Below are 16,658 nucleotides of genomic sequence, written 5' to 3' on the forward strand. Positions count from 1 at the left end.
AGCGCCTGGGCGATTGCTGCCCTTGCGCGGGCGCGATACCGTGCCAAACGATACTGGCAGACGATTGGAGCCCCCTGATGAGCCGTCCCTCGAATATCCCCGAAGCCCAATGGGCGCTGCGCTGCGAGCTGGCTGCCTTGTACCGGATGATCGCGCACTTTCGCATGACCGATCTGATCGACACCCACATCAGCCTGCGGGTGCCGGGGCCCGAGCATCACTTTCTGATCAACCGCTATGGCGTGCTGTTCGACCACATGCGCGCCAGCGACCTGGTGCTGATCGATGCGCAGGGGCGAAGAGTCGATCCCGATTACAGCGATCACGAAGTCAACGAAGCCGGTTTCGTCATCCATTCGGCCATCCATATGGCCCGCGCCGACATGAACTGCGTGATCCACACCCATACCGCCGCCGGCATGGCGGTGTCGTGTCAGGAGCAAGGCCTGTTGCCCATCACCCAACATGCGCTGAAGTTCTACGACAAGCTGGCTTATCACAGCTATGAGGGCGTGGCGCTGTGCCTCGACGAGCGCGATCGGCTGGTGGCCGACCTTGGCCCGCACCGGGCGATGATCCTGCGCAACCACGGGCTGCTGGCGGGCGGGCGCAACGTGGCCGAAGCGTTCCACGAGATCCACTTTCTGGAGCGCGCCTGCCAGGCGCAGATCCAGGCCCTGGCCGGCGGCAGCAAGCTGACCTATCCCAGTGTCGAGGTGTGCCGCCTGACCGCCAGCCAGTTCACCGATGACGAAGAAGGTCTGCGCCTGATTCAGCTGGCCTGGGACGCGGCACTGAAGTTGATCGCCCACCAGCGCGAGGACTACTGCTCGTAACCTGCGCAGTGCAACCGCGCAACCGCTATTGCGCGGCCCAGGCCGGTAGATGGGGGTGCGCGGCTTGCGCTTCGAACCAGCCCAGCACTTGGGCCACCAACGCCGTTTGCGGGTAGTGAGCGCGCAACACGTAGCCGTAATCCGCGCGCCGCACCGCCGGGCGCAAGGCGATCAGTCGGCCGCTGGCCAGGGCCTCGTCATGCAGGCCGATCCAGCCCAGGGCGATCCCTTGCCCGGCCTGCGCGGCACCTAGCATCAGCGGGTAGTTGCTGTAGCTGAAACGTGGCCGCGGCGGCCGCGTGAAGCCTGCCAGCTGGCACCATTGGCGCCAGTCGAGCCAGCGCGCATCGCCTTCATCCTTGTGCAGCAGTGGCAGGTGCTCGAACCCCTCGCCAGTCAGCGTTTCGCACAGACCCAGCCGCTCTGCCAACGCCGGGCTGCAAACGGCAAACACCACCTCGCTGATCAACAGCCGCTCGTAACGACTGCGGCCATCGAGCTGACCGAAGGTGAAGCTGATGTCGGCCCGGTGGCTGGCCAGGCGCTGTTCGTCGTCTTCGGGAATCACTTCGAAGCGCACCCCAGGGAAGGCCGCCTCCAACTGTGGCAGACGCGGCAGGAGCCACTGATAGGTGAAGCCGAAGTTGGCCGCCAGCGTCAATCGCGCTTCGGGATTGTTGGCGATCTGACGGGCGCGATGCACGGCGGCTTCGACGTCGCGCACCGAGTGCGCGACCTCTTCGAACAGACTGGCACCGATGGCGGTGGCAACGATTTTTTGCCCGCTGCGTTGGGTCAGGGGCGCGCCGATCTGCTCCTCCAGCACGCGCAAACGTTGCGACACCGCCGGCTGGCTGATCCCCAGCTCGCGGGCCGCAGCCGTCATCGAGCCGAGGCGCACCGTGGCTTCGAAGGCAATCAAGGTCTTGAGCGGTGGCAGTTCGTTGTCAGTGGCGGGCATAACGGATTCGCATGAGGGGCATAAGGGCTTGCAGGGTTATCTGCATCGCGGGCTTTGCCGATACTGATCGGCATCACCCAGGAGGCAGCAGCATGGCACACAACGGTTTCTTGATCGAGACGCAGCCGCCAGGCATCCATGTGCAACTGCACGAGCAGATCATCGCGCTGCACCCGCTGTGGTTGCGCGAGCGCAGCCCGCACCCCGAACAGCTTGACGCGATCACCGAGCAGCGGCTGTTCAATCCTCATCAGCTGGATCCGGACCTGCGCCTGCTGGCGTTGCGCGACGAAGGCCAGGGCAGGGTGTGGCTGCAGTTCAGTGATGGTCATCAGGCGCACTATGACCTTGCCGCGCTGGCGGCCGATTTCGACCCGCACGACGGCATCCCGCCCAGGCAACCCTGGGACAGCACGCTGGAGCTGGATGTACTGCGTTACCACTGGCCGGCGCTGGCGGACGACGGGCAGCTGTTCGAGGCGCTGGACGGGTTTTTGCGCCATGGCGCCTTGATCATCGACAGCGTACCGACCGCCGCGGACACTATCCTCGAGGTGGCGGCGCGCTTCGGTCATGTGCGGGAAACCAATTTCGGCAAGCGCTTCGAGGTCTATTCGCGCGCCGATTCCGATGACCTGGCCTACCGCGCCGTGGCCCTCGATCCGCACACCGACAACCCCTACCGCGACCCGGTGCCGGGCATCCAGCTGCTGCATTGTCTGGTCAACCAGACGCGCGGTGGCCAGTCGACTCTGGTGGACAGCCTGAGCGCCGTCGAGCGCCTGCGCGAGGCCGACCCCGAGGGATTCCGGTTGCTGGCCGAGGTGCCGGTGCGCTATCGCTATAGCGGCGCCGACATCGAGCTGATCCAGCGCCGGCCGATCATCGACACCGACCATGCGGGCCAGGTCACCGGCGTGCACTATAGCCCGCGGCTGGACTATTCGCCGCTGCTGCCCGCTGACCAGTTCGGCCAGTTCCACCGCGCCCGTCAGCGTCTGGGGCAGTGGTTCAGCGATCCGGCGCTGGAGCTGCGCTTTACCCTCAAACCCGGCGAGTTGATGCTGTTCGACAACTCGCGGGTGCTGCATGGCCGCACCGCCTACGACCCCGGCGAAGGCGCGCGTCATCTGCAAGGCTGTTATATCGACATCGACGCCCCCCGTGGGCGCTACCGCGCACTGCGCCGCCGCTATCAGGAGACCCGCTGACATGACCGACCAGACCGTGAAATTCCGCCAGATGAAGGACGGCGATCAGGCCGACTATGATTTGCTCGGGCATCTGGAACACCGCTTCGTCGCCCAATTGCCCGAGCGCATCCTTGGCGCCTTGCGCCAGCTGGAACACTCCCTGGCGGGCTATCGAGTCAGCCGTCTGGCCCATTCGCTGCAAGCCGCCAGCCGCGCCGAAGATGACGGCGCCGACGAGGAATACATCCTCGCGGCATTGGTCCACGACCTGGGCGATGACCTGGCGCCGCTCAATCATTCACAGCTGGCGGCGGCGATCATCCGCCCCTATGTACGCCCCGAAGTAACCTGGGTGATCTACCAGCACGGGCTGTTCCAGAATTTCTATTACGCGCATTTCTACGGCGGCGACCCGGACGAGCGCGAGCGTTACCGGGACCATCCGTGGTACCAGGCGTGCGTGAATTTCTGCGAACGCTGGGATCAGTCCTCGTTCGATCCGGACTACCCCACGCGGCCCCTGGAACACTTCGAGCCGCTGGTGCGCAAGATCTTCGGACGCCGCGCCTTCGATCCGGCGGTAGTGGGCGATACGCGCATGAGCAGCTCGGTAGAGATCTAGTCCGCTGCGGTCGCCGCCCGACCCGCCAGGATCACCCGATCCTGGCGCGGCGTGCAGGCGAAGCGCTCGCGGTAGCAGCGGGCGAAATACGAGGGCGATTCAAAGCCGCAGGCGAGGCTGATCTGCAGCACGCTGAGATCGCTTTGCTGCAGCAACTGGCGTGCCTTGTCCAGGCGCAGACGCTGATAGAAGGCGCCGGGAGTCTCCTGCAGCCAGGTGCTGAACAGACGCTCCAGGTGCCGGCGCGTGACCCCGGCATCACTGGCCAGCGCATCCAGGCTCAAGGGGGCTTCCAGCGCTTGCTGCATGCGCTCGATGACCATCAGCAGCTTGCGGTTGTGGACCTTGTAGCGCTGCGCCAGCTCGGTGCGCTGACGGTCCTGCTGCGGGCGAATGCGCCCCAGCACGAACTGCTCGGCGACCCTTGAGGCCAGCTCACGACCGTGGGCGCGGCCGATCAATTCGAGCATCAGGTCCATCGATGCGGTGCCGCCCGCAGAAGTGATGCGCCGGCGGTCGATCTCGAACAACTCTTCGCTGACCTTGAGCCCTGGGTATTGCTCCTCGAAGGTGTCCAGCGCCTCCCAGTGCAAAGTCAGGCGGTAGTCACGCAGCAGCCCGGCTTCGGCCAGCAGAAAGGCGCCGGTGTCGATCGCGCCCAGGGTCGCTCCGACGCTGTCCTGGCGCCGCAACCATTGCTTGAGGGGTGGGTCCAGGTGTTCCAGCGGGTCGTAGGCGGCAACCACGAACAGGGTATCGGCCGCGCCCAATTCGCGTAACGGCCCGTCGACGGCCATGGTCATGCCGTTGCTCGCCATCACCGGCGCGCCGTGCTGGCTGAGCACCTGCCAGCGGTACAGGGCGCCAGCCAGACGGTTGGCCGAACGCAGCGGCTCGGCCACGGCAGCGAAGTCCAGCAGGGAAAACCCCGGGATCAGCAGAAAGGTGATCAGTTGCGCCACGGCACAGGCTCCGGCTCGGGGGAACGGCGTGCCTACCATAGCGGTTGCCCGGCAAAAGGCGAACAGGGCTGTCGCAAATGGAATCCTCTGCGCGCCGCCGTGCGGGCAGGTCGCTGGCGTCGCAATAGTGGTCGCGCAAGTGCGGTTTGCGGATAAGGGCCGCGGCGTAACGTGAAGCGGTCACCACAGAGTGCCCTTGGATAACAGATCCCCTGTAGCGAGGGGGCTCGCCCCCGGAAGATTGCTGTGGCTCACACGCCGAAATCGGCGGCAAGCCCCCTCGCTACATTGACAGTGCCTGCCATTACCGAATCAGGGGATTGCGATGAACCCATTACGTTTGCAAGGCAGACACTTGAGGCTCGCTCTGCTGGGCCTGGCCGTGATGAGCGGCGCCGCCGCGGCGGCCGAACCACAGGCCTGCAAGACGGTGCGCTTCGGCGTCCTGAGCTGGACCGATCTGATCGCCACCACCGCAGTCGCCAGCACCCTGTTGACCCGCCTGGGTTACCAGGCCGAGCAGACCACCGCCGCCCAGCAGATCATCATGGGCGGGCTGCGCGACAACCGCCTGGACGCCTTCGTCGGCTACTGGCGGCCATCGTCCGATTCGATCATCGGGCCCTTTATCGACAAGGGCGAAGCGCTGCTGTCGCCGGGCCCCAATCTGGCCGACGCGCAGATGACCCTGGCGGTCCCCAGTTACGCCGCTGCCCAGGGCCTGAGGACCTTCGCCGATCTGGCGCGCTTCAAGGACAAGCTCGGCGGCCGCATCTATGGCATCGACCCCGGCACCCACATCAACGCCACCCTCAACAAACTGATCGCCGACAACCGTTTCGGCCTCAAGGGCTTCACCGTCGTCGAGGCTACCGAGGCGGCCGAACTGGCCGCCGTGCGCCGCGCCGTGCAGCGCAAGGAATGGGTGGTGTTCATCGCCTGGAAGCCCCATCCGATGAACCTGCAGATGGACCTCACCTACCTCTCCGGCAGCGAAGACACCCTGGGGCCGGAGGAGGGCAAGGCCACGGTCTGGAGCGTGACCCGCCGTGGTTACGCCGAGCAGTGCCCGAACGTCGCCAGGCTGCTGGACAACATCCATTACAGCGCCGCGCAGGAGAGCGAAATGATGCAGCAGTTGCTCGCCAAGGTACCTGCGGACAAGGTCGCCGCGGCCTTTCTGGCCCAGCACGGCGACACCGTCAAGCAGTGGCTCGTGGGCGTCACCGCGTATGGCGGTGGCACTGCCGATGCGGCGCTTGCCGGTAACCCCTGAACAACCGTCGATCCTGTGCAAACGAGGTGTGCATTGAAGAGCCAAATCAACACCCTGGCATTACTGGGCTGCGGCGTGATCGGCAGTGGCTGGGCCGCGCGGGCATTGGCCAAGGGCCTGGACGTGGTGGCCTGGGACCCGGCGCCCGGCGCCGAGCGAGTCCTGCGCCAGCGGGTCGAAAATGCCTGGCCGGCGCTGGAGCGCGCGGGCTTGGCGCCCGGTGCGTCGCTGCAGCGGCTGCGCTTGGTCGACAGCGTCGAGGCCTGTGTCGACGGCGCCGATCTGATCCAAGAAAACGCCCCGGAAAACCTCGCGCTGAAAATCGATCTGCATGCCCGGGCCAGCGCTGCCGCCGCACCGGATGCCTTGATCGCCTCCTCGACTTCCGGGCTGCTGCCCAGCGAATTCTATGCCCTTGCAGTGCATCCCGAACGCTGCCTGGTCGCCCATCCGTTCAACCCGGTGTACCTGCTGCCCCTGGTGGAAATCGTCGGCGCCGAGCGGACCTCGGCCGAGGCCATCGCGGCGGCGACGCAGATCTACACCGGGCTGGGCATGCGGCCTTTGCATGTGAAGACCGAAGTCCCGGGTTTCATCGCTGACAGGCTGATGGAGGCGATGTGGCGCGAGGCCTTGCACATGATCAATGACGGCATCGCCAACACCGCTGAAATCGACGACGCGGTGCGCTTCGGCTGCGGTCTGCGCTGGTCGTTCATGGGCTCGTTCCTGACCTTCACCCTGGCCGGTGGCGATGCCGGCATGCGCCACTTCATGGCGCAGTTCGGCCCGGCCCTGAAGCTGCCCTGGACCCACCTCGAGGCCCCCGAGCTCAGCGAGGCGCTGCTCGACCGCATCGTCGAGGGCACCGAGCAGCAGCGTGGCGGGCGTTCCATCGCAGCGCTGGAGCGCTATCGCGACGACTGCCTGCAAAGCGTCCAGGACACCATCGCCGCGGTCAAAGCGCGCCACGGTATCGAAGACTGATCGTTTCACTGCAAGGAGAACACCATGAGTGCTGCCCAACCCGCGCCTGCGCCGACCTTCATCGAGGACTGGCGCAGCTTTCCCTTTACCGTGGCGCTGCGCCGAGTCGACATCGCTGACGATCACCTGCGGGTCGAGTGGGCCGACGGGCGCATCAGCCCCTGTCATTTTTTCTGGCTGCGCGACAGTTGCCCGTGCAGCGCCTGTGTGCATCCCGGGACCCGCGAGCAGATTTTCGAGGTGCTCGATGCACCCGCGGACCTGCACGTCAGCAGCGCCGAAGTGGATGCCGAGGGGCAGTTGCGGGTGCGCTGGAGCGACGCCCATGTCAGTGTCTATTCGCCCGGCTGGCTGCGCGCCCATGCCTATGACGAGGCCTCGCGCCTGGAGCGTCAAGCCACCCAGCATACCCGCCAGCTGTGGCAGCGCGATCTGCAGATCGCCACCTTCGACCATGCGGCGCTGATGAGCGATGACAGCGTGCTGCTGGCCTGGCTCTATGCCGCGCGCGATCAGGGTCTGACGCGGATCGTCGGCATGCCTGATGATGCAGACGCAGTGAGCCAGGTGGCGCGACGGATTTCATTTCTGCGCGAGACCAATTTCGGCGTGCTGTGGGAGGTGCGCACCAAGGTCGAGGAAGTCAACAGCAACGCCTACACCGCCCTCGAACTGCCGCATCACACCGACTTGCCGACCCGCGAGCAGCAACCGGGGCTGCAGTTCCTGCACTGCCTGACCAACGATGCCACGGGCGGCGACAGCACCTTCGTCGATGGCTTCGCCGTGGCCCGCGCGTTGCGCGAGGAAGCCCCAGCAGCATTCGAGTTGCTCAGCCAGTACGCCGTTGAGTTTCGCAACAAGGCCTCCACCAGCGATTACCGGGCGCTGGCGCCGATCATCGGCCTCGATGCCCGGGGTGAAGTCAGCGAAGTGCGGGTCGCCAACTGGTTGCGGGCACCTTTCGACCTTCCGGCCGAGTTGATGCCCGCTTACTACGACGCCTATCGACAGTTTTCGGCGCTGACGCGCGATCCGCGATTCATCGTCCGTCGGCGTCTGGAAGCCGGGCAGATGTGGTGCTTCGACAACCGCCGCACCTTGCATGCACGCCAGGCGTTCGACCCCAGCAGTGGTCTGCGCTTTCTGCGTGGCTGCTATCTGGACCGGGATGAACTGCTGTCGCGGATTCGCGTGCTGGAGCGCACGGTGAGCGCCAGTCCGGTGGCACGCTTGGCGTTGGTCTAGCGCTGGGTCTTGAACGCCGCTGGCTGCAAACCGAATGCATCGAGGCGCGAGCGCAGCGTGGTCGGTCTCAGGTTCAGCAGCTCGGCGGCTCCACCGGCCCCGGCGATCTTGCCCCGGCAGGCCTGCAACGCCGCCACGAGGTTGTCGCGTTCAAGGTCGCGCTGCTCGCTTTGCGTAAAGATGCGCATGCCGGTGCGGCTGGGCGGCGGCGCATCCAGCAATGTCGGGGCATTGGGCATCTCCAGATGCAGACGCGCCCCGGTAGAAATGATCGCGGCCCGCTCCAGCAGGTTCTCCAGTTCGCGCACATTGCCCGGCCAGGGGTAGCGCTGCAGTTGCTGGATGTCGGCCAGGCTGATCACCGGTTCGCGGCGTTTCAGGCGCCGACAGGCAAGGGTCAGGAAGTGCCTGGCCAACCCCGGGATATCCTCGGGCCGGCGGCGCAGGGGCACTGACTCGACCGGGAAGACATTGAGCCGAAAGTACAGGTCTTCGCGAAAACGCCCCTGGCTGACTTCGCTTTGCAGGTCGCGGTTGGTCGCGGCGATGACCCGCACATCGACCTCCCGGGTAAGGCTGTCGCCCACCCGTTCCAGTTGGCGCTCCTGCAGTACGCGCAACAATTTGCCTTGCAGGTCCAGAGGGATTTCCCCGACCTCATCGAGAAACAGCGTGCCGCCATTGGCCAACTCGAAGCGCCCGACGCGCTCGTTGATGGCGCCGGTGAAAGCCCCTTTGACGTGGCCGAAGAATTCACTCTCGAACAGCTCGCGGGGGATGGCCGCGCAGTTGACGCGGATCAGTGGTCGGTCACGGCGCAGGCTTTGCTGGTGAATGGCGCGGGCCAGCAGTTCCTTGCCGGTGCCCGACTCGCCGCAGATCAGCACGTTGGCATCGGTGGGCGCTACCAGGCGAATCTGCTGGTGGATACGCTGCATGGGTGCGCTGCTGCCGATCAGGTCATGACCACCCTGATCCACCGCGATCTGCTCCTGCAGATAGGCGTTCTCCTGCTCGAGCTGCCGTTTGAGTTGCTGCACTTCGCTCAGCGCCTGGCGCAGCTGCCGCTCGGTTTCAAGCCGCGAACTGATATCGCGGAACACCACCACCGCGCCCACCAGGTCGTCGCCGTCACGCATCGGCGTGCTGGTGTATTCCACCGGGATCGGCTGGCCGTCGCGGTTCCAGAACACTTCGTGGGTGACGTGGTGGACTTCGCCGTCGTTGAAGGCCGCATAGATCGGACAGTCGGTGCCGCAATAGGGGCTGCCGTCGGCGTGGTGATGGTGAATGAGGTCATGGGTGTTGCGCTCGACCATATCGGCAGCACGCCAGCCCAGAATGCGCTCGGCGGCCGGGTTGACGAAGGTGGCGTGGCCACGCCGGTCGATGCCGTAGATGCCTTCACCGGCAGCGCCGAGGATAAGTTGCGGGGTCAGCGCTTTCATGGGAATACCTCAGAGACAGCACGGGGCGAATTGACGATATCTCGTCGATATTAATACGAAGTGTCGTTAATGACGAAATATCGTGTTTAGTGGGTTCTAAAATAGCTCCTATTATCAACGGCTTATGAAGTACAGAGAGTTGGTACGCGCTGTGCTATTCCTTCTGCAACCATCCCACTGAAGGAGCCACACCATGCACGCCGATGCCAGCCAGACCCTGCGTCAACCCCTGACCGAACGTATCCTCGCCGCCAAGCTCGAGAAGAACCTGACCTGGGAAGCCATCGCCGCAGGCACCGAGTTGAGCCTGGTCTACGTCACCGCCGCCTTGCTCGGTCAACATCCATTGCCACCAGCCTGCGCGGAAATCGTCGGCGAACGCCTGGGCCTCGACAATGATGACATTGCGCGTCTGCAAGCCATCCCATTGCGTGGCAGCATTCCCGAGCGCATTCCCACCGACCCGACCATCTACCGGTTCTACGAAATGGTGCAGGTCTATGGCACCACCCTCAAGGCCTTGGTCCACGAGCAGTTCGGTGACGGTATCGTCAGCGCCATCAACTTCAAGCTGGATCTGAAAAAGGTCGAGGACCCCGAAGGCGGCAGCCGCGCGGTCATCACCCTTGACGGCAAGTTCCTGCCTTACAAACCCTTCTGAGCGAGATCGACCATGAGCGATACACAACGCCCGCCACTGCCGCCTTTTACCCGCGAGACGGCCATCCAGAAAGTGCGCCTGGCCGAGGACGGCTGGAACTCTCGAGACGCCGCTAAGGTAGCGCTGGCCTATACACCGGATACCGAGTGGCGCAACCGCGCCGAATTCGTTGAGGGCCGCGATCAGGCCCAAGCCTTTCTGGAGCGCAAGTGGGCGAAGGAGCTGGACTACCGCCTGATCAAGGAGCTATGGGCGTTCGAGGGCAACCGGATTGCCGTGCGCTATGCCTACGAATGGCATGACGATTCGGGCAACTGGTTCCGCTCCTACGGCAACGAGAACTGGGAGTTCGCTGCCGATGGCCTGATGCAGCGCCGGTTCGCCTGCATCAACGATCTGCCGATCAAGGAAAGCGAGCGCAAGTACCACTGGCCGCTGGGGCGACGCCCGGACGATCATCCAGGGTTGAGCGAGTTGGGGTTGTAACCGCGAGCAGGCCGTCATTGCCGATGGCCCTTTCGCGAGCAAGCTCTGCTCCCACAGTGCCCTACACCGCAATGACGACACTATCAGAATCCGAGCCGTACACCTGTGGGAGCGAGGCTTGCCCGCGAAGAGGCCCTTGCAGCTGGCGCAGAACCGTCGAGTCATTCATGGCCGTGCTCCCCACGCTTGGAATCCGGGGCGTGCTCGCCGACGCCTTCGCCAGAAAGCTGGGCTCCCACAATGCAAGCAGCGTTGGCGGCGAAGAGGTCCATAAGATTTTCTTCATGTCCGCCCGCGCCAATCGCTCTGAACTCGTGTCTGGCACGGCCCACTAACCATGGAACCCTTCGCGCCAAAATCGAAAGGAGCACTCCATGGCTGCCAAGAAAGTTGCCGATATCGTCGTTGAAACCCTGCACGCCGCCGGTGTGCGCAATTGCTACGGGATTGTCGGTGACACCCTCAACTACGTCACCGATGCCATCCACCGCAGCGACATCGATTGGGTGCACGTGCGCCATGAGGAGGTCGCCGCCTTCGCCGCCGGTGCCGAATCCCTGATCAGCGGCCGCCTCACCGCCTGCGCCGGATCCTGCGGCCCAGGCGGCCTGCACTTCATCAACGGTATCTTCGAAGCGCAACGCAACGGCGCGCCGCTGGTGCTGATCGCCAGCCAGGTGGTGACCAGCGAGCTGGGCATGGACTTCCCGCAGGAGGTGGATTTCAAGGCGGTGTACGGCCATTGCACGGTGTTCTGCGAGCAGGTCTACACGCCGCAGCAGGCCCGGCGGGTAACCATGATGGCCGCGCAGACCGCGCTCAACGAAGGCGGCGTGGCGGTGATCATTCTGCCGTCCGACATCAGCAGCATGGAAGTCAAAGGTGATCGCCCGTTCACCGCCCATCAGCCACGTCCCGTGCTGCGGCCCAATGACTACGAACTGGCGCAGATCGCCGACCTCCTGGCCAAAGGCAAGAAGATCGCCATTTATGCCGGCTACGGCTGCGAGGGGGCCCACGACGATCTGGTCGAACTGGCCAGCCGCCTCAAGGCGCCGATTGCCCACACCTCACGGGCCAAGGATTTCGTCGAATACGACAACCCGTACAACATGGGCATGACCGGTGTGTTCGGGGTCGAGTCGGGTTATCACGCGTTGATGAACTGCGACACCCTGCTATTGCTGGGGGCTGACTTTGCCTGGCAGCAGTTCTACCCGGCCAAGGCCAAGGTCATTCAAGTCGACCGCAAGGGCGCCCACCTGGGCCGTCGCCATCCGATCGACCTTGGCGTGGTCGGTGATATCAGCGCGACCCTGCAAGCGTTGCTGCCGCTGATTCCGGAGCGCAGCGAGCACGAGTACCTAGAGGAGTGCCTGAAGGTCCGGCAGAAGACCCTCAAGACCCTGGCCCACGATCAGCGCCACACCGACGGCGAGTTGATCCACCCGCAATACCTGACCCACCTGCTCGACAAACACGCCGCCGCCGATGCGCTGTTCACGGCGGATGGTGGTTCGCCGATGGTCTGGCTGCTGCGCCATATCAACGTCAACGGCCAGCGCCGCACCCTCACCAGCCTGCGCCACGGCACCATGGCCAACGCCATGCCCCAAGCCCTGGGCTTGCAGAAGGCCTATCCGCAACGCCAGGTCATCTCACTGTCAGGCGATGGCGGGCTGGCGATGCTGCTGGGGGATCTGCTTACCGCCGTGCAGGAAAAGCTGCCGATCAAGGTGGTGGTCTACAACAACGCTTCATTGAACTTCGTGCAGATCGAGCAGAAGGTCGAGGGCCTGCTGGACAACTACACCGAACTGCTCAATCCGGACTTTTCGCAGCTGGCCCAGGTCATCGGTTTGCACGGTCAGCAGGTCACCGAAGGTGCCGAGCTGGAGCAGGCGGTAGCGGCATTCCTGGCCTATCCGGGGCCGGCGCTGCTGGACGTGAAGGTCAACCCCGAGGAACTGGTGATGCCGCCCAAGGTGGAATTCTCGCAGGTATCCAACATGGCCCTGTATTCGGCCAAGGCGGTGCTGAGCGGGCGGGGCAGCGACGTTGCGCACCTGCTGGTGGATAATTTCGTCAAGTAGGGCTCCATCTATCCGTAGATCTGCTGCGCTCGTGCGAAGCGGGCGCAGTGGTTGCGCAGGGCATTACGCTGTTGACCTCCCATGGCCTGGTTGCCCAATATCCCGGCCCCGTGCGGCGGGTCTAGATCATCCCGCCAGCTGAACTATTACCGGCGATCCCGGGTCGGCATTAGATCGATATCCCGACCTGGAGCCCCGCGATGAAGCCTTACGTTATCTGCCACATGATGTCCTCTCTGGACGGCCACGCCCTGACCGACGGTTGGGACCGGCCGTTCAAAAAGGCCGCAGGCGAGCTGTACGAGAAACTCGCCGAGGGCTTTGCCTTCGATGCCTGGATCTGCGGGCGAGTGACCATGGAGGAGATCGCCCACGGCGAGGGCTATCCGACTGGGCTGGCCAAGGCGCCGATCCCGCGCACCGCCTGGTTCGCCAAGCGCGATGCGGACAAGTACGCGATCTCCATCGACCCCCACGGCAAGGTTGCCTGGAAGAGCAACGAGGCGCTGGGCTCCCATGTGGTCGAAGTGTTGACCGAAGCGGTGTCCGACGATTACCTGGCGTATCTGCAGTCCATCGAAGTGTCGTATTTCTTCGCCGGCAAGACCGACATCGACCTGCATCAAGTGGTCGAAACACTGGGCCGCGAGCTGGGCACCGAGCGCCTGATCGTCGAGGGCGGTCCGGCGGTCAGTGGCTCGTTCGTCAATGCCGGGCTGGTGGATGAGGTCAGCGTGGTGATCCTGCCGCTGATCGATGGCCGTGGTGAACACCCGGCTTCGTTCGAGATCAAGCAGCAGGACTGGCGCGATGCGCATTATCTGACCCTCACCAGTGCTGAAGTGCAGGACGGTGGAGGTGTGTGGTTGCGCTATCGGCGACTGGCGTGATTGCAACCCCCATCAGCCGCTGAAGTAGCGCAACAGCAGGGTCACGCCACTGGCCAGCACCAGCCAGGTCACCAGGCGCACGAACGCCTCGCGGGACATGCGCAAGGTCAGGCGGCGACCCAGCCACAGGCCGCCGGCCATTGCCGGCAGCAGGCAGACGGCGAGGGTCAGCAAGCTGAAGTCGGCATACACACCGGCGATGATGAACAGGCTAAGGCGCACCAGGGTGCTGCAGCTGATCAGTGCGCTCTGGGTCGCCCGTACCTGCTGTTTGTCTTCCAGACGCGCACTCAGATAAATGGCGTAGAGAAAGCCACCGCTGCCGAACAGCGCACCGAACATGCCCCCCACCGTGCCCATGGGCACCGACCACAAGGCCGACAGCCGCGCCGGCTTGACCTTCACCGCCAGCATGTAAATGGCATAGGCCACCAGAAACAAACCCATCAACAGCAGCAGCCGGTCCGATTGCAGCTTGAGCAGGAACACCACGCCCAAGGTGCAGCCCACCGCCATGCAGGGCAATAGCCGTAGCAGTTCGCGGCCGACCACGGCCTGGCGCGAGGGCAGCAGATTGCCGAAGGCGGCGATGAAATCCAGCAGCACCAGCAGCGGAATCACCTGCGACAGCGGCATCAACCTGACCAGCAACGGCCCAGCCACCAGAGCGGTGCCGAAACCGGCGATGCCGAAGACGATATAAGCGATAGCGATTGCGACGAGCATCACACCCCAGTCCAGCGGCGTGAAGGGCAGGGCGTGGAAGGTGTCGAGCATGGCGGGCCAGTCCGTTGTCGAGATTGATTGTTGGCGTGCGCGGCCCTTCTTGGGCAACGATGGCCGAGACTTTACCTCGGCCGATGCGACAGCGAAACTGCCTCTACCGCTAACGGAGACGCACCATGCATCGACTCACCGACCATTCCAGCCTGCCGATCATGGGCTACCCCGGTGCCCTCGGCGCCCGGCCCGGCGAGCGTCTGGGGTTTCATCTGTCCAGTGCCACGGACCTGCTCGATGTCCAGGTCGTGCGTCTGGATCGGCTGCAGCAACCGGCGCTGGGTTGGCCGCTGCATTCCATGGGCAAGAGCCCAGGGGTGCAGGGCTTCGAACTGGGGTCGTGGATCGAGGTGCCGGTTACCGAGGCGACCGGGTGGATGACGTTCGATCTGCTGCTGACGGCCAATCAGGGCGAGCGGGTGTTGCTGTCCACAGCTGATTTCGAATGCCGCTATCTGCCACAGGCTGGGGTGAGCCTGATCAGTGGTGCTGAACGCCCCTTCGCGGCGGTGGTCTTGCCCAGGGACATCTGGCTGACGCTGCGTTTCGAATGGAACGAGCAGGTCCGACGGATCTGCATCACCGAGGGCGCGCGAGTGCTCTGCGATCAGCAATGCCCGGGGGCCCGTGGAGGCGTCGACGGCATCAAGATCGCCACCGACTGGGCGCAGCGCTCATCGACGTTGAATGCTCGCGTGGCCACCTTCGCCGCAGCGGGCAGCAACGAGGTTTCGGTCTGGCCGTTGCCGATCCAGCCCGGCGATCGCGTCGCCGATCAGCACGGCCATCGCGCTGCGCTGATCCTCCATGGCGCGCCCACCTGGGCCGTGCGGGGGCCGGCATGGACCGGCGATTACCATGACCCGCGCGGTGCGCCTGAGCAGTACGCGGCGGTGCATCTGCACGAGGATGATCGATCGGCGTTCGACTGGCCCGAGAGCCTGTGCCTGACGATTCCTGCCCAGACTCCGTCCGGCGTGTACGCGCTGCGTGTCCGAAGCGACCAGGGCCAGGCGGACATTGCCTTTGTGGTGCGACCTGCGCAGCCTGCCCAAGGATTGCTTTTCGTGCTGCCGACCTTGACCTATCAGGCCTATGCCAACGAGGCGCTGCCCGAAGCGCTCTACCCGTGGCAGCTCGAAGACCCCGGCCATCGGGCTGCGCAGCAGAATCGTTGGCTGAGTCTCTACGACAGCCATCAGGACGGCTCCGGCGTGTCCCTCGCCACCTGGCCATGTCCGTGGGCCACGGTGCGCGAGGACTACCAGTACCCCTTGTGCGGCGGTCCCCACGGCTTGCCCGTCGACTTGCACATGCTGCGCTTTTTCGCCGACAACGGTGTGGCCGTAGAGGTGGTCAGCGACCATGACCTGCACCGCGATCCAGACCTGCTCGACGGCTGCAGCGGGGTGATTACCGGCAGCCATCCGGAGTACTGGACCACGCCGATGCTCGATGGCCTGCAGGCTTACATCGACGGCGGCGGCAACCTCGCCTACCTGGGCGGCAACGGTTTCTACTGGGTGGCGGCGCTGGATGCGCAGGGCACACTGGAGGTACGCCGCGGCCAGCGCGGGGTACGCACCTGGGAGAGCGCGCCGGGCGAAAATCACCTGTCGATCACCGGCGAGCCGGGCGGCCTGTGGCGCTGGCGCGGGCGCGCCGAGCACCGCCTGCTGGGTGTTGGAACGGCGGCCATGGGTTTCACTCGCGCGCAGCCTTATGTGCGGACGCCGGCCAGTCACGACCCGGCCTGGGCCTGGGTGTTCGAGGGCGTGGCGGGTGAGCGTATCGATGCGGCGGGGATCCTGTTGGGTGGCGCGGCCGGGTACGAAATCGACCGTACCAGTGACCACTGGGGGACGCCGGCAGGCACCGTGGTGCTGGCCTGTGCCGAGTCTTTCGACCACAGCTATGAACTGGACACCGGCGAGCAGGAGCCTCACGAAGGACCGCGCCGCCGTGCTGACCTGTGCATCCGCCGCACCGAGGCGGGTGGGTTGGTGTTCGCGGTAGGGTCGGTGTGCTGGGGTGGGGCGCTGCCCGCGTGGGGTGAGGCGAATTCAGTGGGGCAGGTGACGCTGAATGTGTTGCGGGCGTTTCAGGTTCGTCCGTGAAATGCCAAGGTGTCTTCGCTTATGGAAGGGGGGGGCGGCACAAGGTCTTCAGTGAAGCCACTGACGCCTTCGCGGGCAAGCCCTGCTCCCACAGGACC

Annotated in this window: 16 protein-coding genes; 12 read left to right on the plus strand and 4 right to left on the minus strand. The window is 64.8% G+C overall.

What is annotated here, in order from left to right; genetic code table 11:
- Positions 1 to 77 precede the first annotated feature (77 nt).
- Positions 78 to 836: a class II aldolase/adducin family protein gene (locus AC3WJP_RS17040; RefSeq protein ID WP_493721887.1), complete on the plus strand. Its 759-nt coding sequence runs from the start codon at positions 78 to 80 to the stop codon at positions 834 to 836.
- Positions 837 to 861: 25 nt separating this feature from the next.
- On the opposite strand, the gene AC3WJP_RS17045 is transcribed toward AC3WJP_RS17040, so the two are convergent.
- Complete coding sequence (locus AC3WJP_RS17045; protein WP_493721886.1) at positions 862 to 1,797, minus strand: LysR substrate-binding domain-containing protein; 936 nt, start codon at positions 1,795 to 1,797, stop codon at positions 862 to 864.
- A 92-nt stretch (positions 1,798 to 1,889) separates the two neighbouring features.
- Between AC3WJP_RS17045 and AC3WJP_RS17050 the strand changes: the two genes are divergently transcribed.
- Together AC3WJP_RS17050 and AC3WJP_RS17055 are read left to right on the plus strand one after the other, a co-directional pair.
- Positions 1,890 to 3,008 carry a TauD/TfdA family dioxygenase gene (locus AC3WJP_RS17050; protein ID WP_493721885.1) on the plus strand — a complete coding sequence of 373 codons (1,119 nt, stop codon included), beginning with the start codon at positions 1,890 to 1,892 and terminating at the stop codon, positions 3,006 to 3,008.
- Position 3,009: 1 nt separating this feature from the next.
- Complete coding sequence (locus AC3WJP_RS17055) at positions 3,010 to 3,612, plus strand: HD domain-containing protein (RefSeq protein ID WP_493721884.1); 603 nt, start codon at positions 3,010 to 3,012, stop codon at positions 3,610 to 3,612.
- Here the strand turns inward: AC3WJP_RS17055 and AC3WJP_RS17060 are convergent.
- Positions 3,609 to 4,574, minus strand: a complete 966-nt coding sequence (locus AC3WJP_RS17060; protein ID WP_493721883.1) for a GlxA family transcriptional regulator — start codon at positions 4,572 to 4,574, stop codon at positions 3,609 to 3,611. The genes AC3WJP_RS17055 and AC3WJP_RS17060 overlap by 4 nt on opposite strands.
- A gap of 325 nt (positions 4,575 to 4,899) precedes the next feature.
- Between AC3WJP_RS17060 and AC3WJP_RS17065 the strand changes: the two genes are divergently transcribed.
- Genes AC3WJP_RS17065 through AC3WJP_RS17075 form a run of 3 tightly spaced genes read left to right on the plus strand, consistent with a single transcriptional unit; the run spans position 4,900 to position 8,085 of the window.
- On the plus strand, positions 4,900 to 5,850 hold the full coding sequence (locus tag AC3WJP_RS17065) for a glycine betaine ABC transporter substrate-binding protein (RefSeq protein WP_493721882.1): 951 nt from the start codon (positions 4,900 to 4,902) through the stop codon (positions 5,848 to 5,850).
- Between the two features lie 33 nt (positions 5,851 to 5,883).
- Positions 5,884 to 6,837 (plus strand): L-carnitine dehydrogenase, encoded by a 954-nt coding sequence (locus tag AC3WJP_RS17070; protein WP_493721881.1) that lies wholly within the window; start codon positions 5,884 to 5,886, stop codon positions 6,835 to 6,837.
- Between the two features lie 24 nt (positions 6,838 to 6,861).
- Positions 6,862 to 8,085, plus strand: coding sequence for a gamma-butyrobetaine dioxygenase (locus AC3WJP_RS17075; protein ID WP_493721880.1), 1,224 nt, complete (start codon positions 6,862 to 6,864; stop codon positions 8,083 to 8,085).
- Here the strand turns inward: AC3WJP_RS17075 and AC3WJP_RS17080 are convergent.
- Positions 8,082 to 9,533 (minus strand): sigma-54 interaction domain-containing protein, encoded by a 1,452-nt coding sequence (locus AC3WJP_RS17080; RefSeq protein ID WP_493721879.1) that lies wholly within the window; start codon positions 9,531 to 9,533, stop codon positions 8,082 to 8,084. The two genes, AC3WJP_RS17075 and AC3WJP_RS17080, sit on opposite strands and share 4 nt — an antisense overlap.
- Positions 9,534 to 9,726: 193 nt before the next feature.
- Here AC3WJP_RS17080 and cynS point away from each other — a divergent pair, with 193 nt between their 5' ends.
- The 5 genes from cynS to AC3WJP_RS17105 all read left to right on the plus strand — a co-directional run bounded on the left by cynS (position 9,727) and on the right by AC3WJP_RS17105 (position 13,663).
- Positions 9,727 to 10,194, plus strand: coding sequence for a cyanase (gene cynS, locus AC3WJP_RS17085; protein WP_493721878.1), 468 nt, complete (start codon positions 9,727 to 9,729; stop codon positions 10,192 to 10,194).
- Positions 10,195 to 10,206: 12 nt separating this feature from the next.
- Entirely contained in the window at positions 10,207 to 10,680 is a 474-nt protein-coding gene (locus AC3WJP_RS17090; RefSeq protein WP_493721877.1) for a nuclear transport factor 2 family protein, read from the plus strand.
- 167 nt (positions 10,681 to 10,847) lie between these two features.
- Positions 10,848 to 11,015: a hypothetical protein gene (locus AC3WJP_RS17095; RefSeq protein ID WP_493721876.1), complete on the plus strand. Its 168-nt coding sequence runs from the start codon at positions 10,848 to 10,850 to the stop codon at positions 11,013 to 11,015.
- A 39-nt stretch (positions 11,016 to 11,054) separates the two neighbouring features.
- Positions 11,055 to 12,773 carry a thiamine pyrophosphate-dependent enzyme gene (locus tag AC3WJP_RS17100; RefSeq protein ID WP_493721875.1) on the plus strand — a complete coding sequence of 573 codons (1,719 nt, stop codon included), beginning with the start codon at positions 11,055 to 11,057 and terminating at the stop codon, positions 12,771 to 12,773.
- 200 nt (positions 12,774 to 12,973) lie between these two features.
- Entirely contained in the window at positions 12,974 to 13,663 is a 690-nt protein-coding gene (locus AC3WJP_RS17105) for a dihydrofolate reductase family protein (protein WP_493721874.1), read from the plus strand.
- 12 nt (positions 13,664 to 13,675) lie between these two features.
- Here the strand turns inward: AC3WJP_RS17105 and AC3WJP_RS17110 are convergent, their stop codons facing one another.
- Entirely contained in the window at positions 13,676 to 14,440 is a 765-nt protein-coding gene (locus AC3WJP_RS17110; RefSeq protein WP_493721873.1) for a sulfite exporter TauE/SafE family protein, read from the minus strand.
- Between the two features lie 125 nt (positions 14,441 to 14,565).
- Here AC3WJP_RS17110 and AC3WJP_RS17115 point away from each other — a divergent pair, with 125 nt between their 5' ends.
- Entirely contained in the window at positions 14,566 to 16,560 is a 1,995-nt protein-coding gene (locus AC3WJP_RS17115; protein WP_493721872.1) for a N,N-dimethylformamidase beta subunit family domain-containing protein, read from the plus strand.
- The last annotated feature ends 98 nt before the right edge of the window (positions 16,561 to 16,658 follow it).

It is taken from the genome of Pseudomonas sp. GW821-FHT01A09, from assembly GCF_058986725.1.